2 protein-coding genes are annotated in these 2158 nt (G+C 53.3%); both read left to right on the forward strand.

The genetic code is table 11. The features are described 5' to 3' along the window. Positions 1–683, forward strand: a 683-nt coding sequence (locus Q0216_RS06305) for a glycosyltransferase (protein ID WP_298593823.1), incomplete at its 5' end; no start/stop codon positions are given. Next, positions 683–2011: an O-antigen ligase family protein gene (locus Q0216_RS06310; RefSeq protein WP_298593825.1), complete on the forward strand. Its 1329-nt coding sequence runs from the start codon at positions 683–685 to the stop codon at positions 2009–2011. The genes Q0216_RS06305 and Q0216_RS06310, both read left to right, overlap by 1 nt. Positions 2012–2158 lie beyond the last annotated feature (147 nt).

The raw sequence follows: 2158 nt of genomic DNA on the forward strand, positions 1-2158 counted from the left end.
TGCACCGTGTGCGCCTGTGGGGTACCGATCAGGCGATTGCTGTTTCTCGTTCTACAGCAGAGCAGATGCGCGCCAAGTGGGGCGCTCGCGGCGTGGAGCTGGTGTACAACGGCGTGGATATCCCGGAGGTGCACGCGGCTGTTGAGCAGCAGCGTGTACCCGCTGAGGGCGGTCCTCGTATTCTTTCGCTGTCTCGTCTGTCCCCTGAGAAGGGTATTGACGTGTTGCTGGATGCTTTTGCGCAGCTTCGTGTTGATTACCCGCAGGCTCATCTTGAGATTGCGGGCTCTGGCGATTTGGCATCCGAGTTGCAGGCTCAGGCTCAGCGCCTGAACCTGGGGGACTCGGTGACCTTCAGCGGTTTCGTGAACCCGATTGAGGCGATGGGCCGTAGCGACATGATTGTTCAGCTGTCGGTGTGGGAGAACTGCTCCTACACTCTGCTGGATGCTAAGGCAGCCGGTCTGAAGACGGTCGCTACTGCTGTGGGCGGCAACCCGGAGATTCTGAGTGCCGATGAGCTGGTAGACCGTCAGAGCGCAACCCTGACTCAGGACGTTCTGCAGGCTATGCGCGCGCAGCTACAGAAGGGCAAGCCTGAGCCTTTCACCTGGATTTCAAATGAGCAGATGGCTGCTCAGACGGTTGATATTTACACTCGTGTACTTCGAGGAGGCCGATGATGAGCCAGACTTCGCAGGTTTACGCGCATCTGAACGAACCTTCCGAGAAGCCAGAGGTCTCGCGTTTCTCTGAAACTGTGTCTCGCGGTAGCAATTACGTCCGCCATCAGACCAGCCAGATTCGTATGCCTGAGTTCATCATGGCATTCCTCTTGCTTTTTGGTGAGGCGGTACCGGGTGTTGGTTTGCCCTTTAACCAGGTGGTCATTCTTGTTTTGGCAGCGTACGGTCTGACCCGTAAGCCGACCTTTGACGTCAGCCATTTTTCCGGTTTGCGCGCCATCATGTTCGTTGCGATGGGTTACCTGGCAATCGTTTCAATCAACGGTGTGCATTCAGAGGATGCATCGGATTGGACACGACGCTTACTTCGTCTGGTGGCAGCAACAGTGCTGGTTTGGGCTATTGCTGCCGGACGCTTGCATATCCGGTCCATTATTTTGGGCTACTCACTAGCGATTATGTTTAACGCAGTGGCTTATTTTGCTGGGTTTGCGCCGGTAACTGGTTACTACGGTTATTTGACCGGTTGGTTGAATGACAAAAACTTCTCGGGTCTGGTGTACTGTCTGTTTGGTCTGTTGATTCTGAGCTTTGCCCGTAACAAGTTTGAAGTTATCGGCGCCATTGTTGTTTTCTCCGGTCTGCTATGGGCTACGGGTTCTCGTACCTCTATTGCGGCGTATGTTGCAGGCCTGATTTGGATTGTCATCGCGAACCGTCTGAAGACTTTCGGTCGCATCGCCTTGGGTGTGGCCCTGTACTGGCTGATTGATATTTTGACCAGTGACTACGCACAGTCCGGTGTCTTCGCAGATCGTACCGGTACGGATGCGCTTCGTTCGCTGATTGACCAGGCATCTGAGATTAAGGTTCAGGCTTCTGGCTTCTTCGGTCAGGGTTTGGGTGAGGCATACGTTTATCTAGCCCATACTGGTTCGAAGACCTGGTTTTTCCATAACTCGTACTGGTCTGCTCTGGTTGAGGGCGGCTGGCCGTGGATGATTCTGGTTGTCACCATCACGCTACTTTTTATCGTGAATGTGTTTAGCGGCCAGAAGACACTACCTACAAAGTTCTATGTTGTACAGGGCGCTGGTGTTGCCATCATGATTTGTGCTTCTCGTCTGGGTGAGGTGTTCTACACCTGGCCGTGGGCCGTCACCTGTGGTTTGGCTCTGCGTGTGTTGTTGATTGAACGCGAACAGCGTTTGGGCACTGGCCACGATGAGGCAAGTATCGAAGGCTTCGACGAGCGAATTGAGATTCGTGATGCTGAAGAAGCCGATAACCACGTGCTAGCGACCCAGAACATCCATAAGGCGTAGAGGATATTCATATTGTGTCGTCTGCCTCGGCAGGTAGTTTCTCTAAGTCTCCAGCATAGCGTGCTACATATTTGTTGAAACGCTTATTGGAGCGCCTTGTTTTGGCGTATCTGGGGAGTACTAATGATTCCCTAGAAGAACTATTCC

Source organism: uncultured Rothia sp. (assembly GCF_937976295.1).
Lineage (GTDB): Bacteria > Actinomycetota > Actinomycetes > Actinomycetales > Micrococcaceae > Rothia.

What these genes read in the sequence shown, in the direction of transcription:
- Q0216_RS06310 (WP_298593825.1), top strand. Translation starts at nt 683, where the DNA reads ATGAGCCAGACTTCGCAGGTTTACGCGCATCTGAACGAACCTTCCGAG.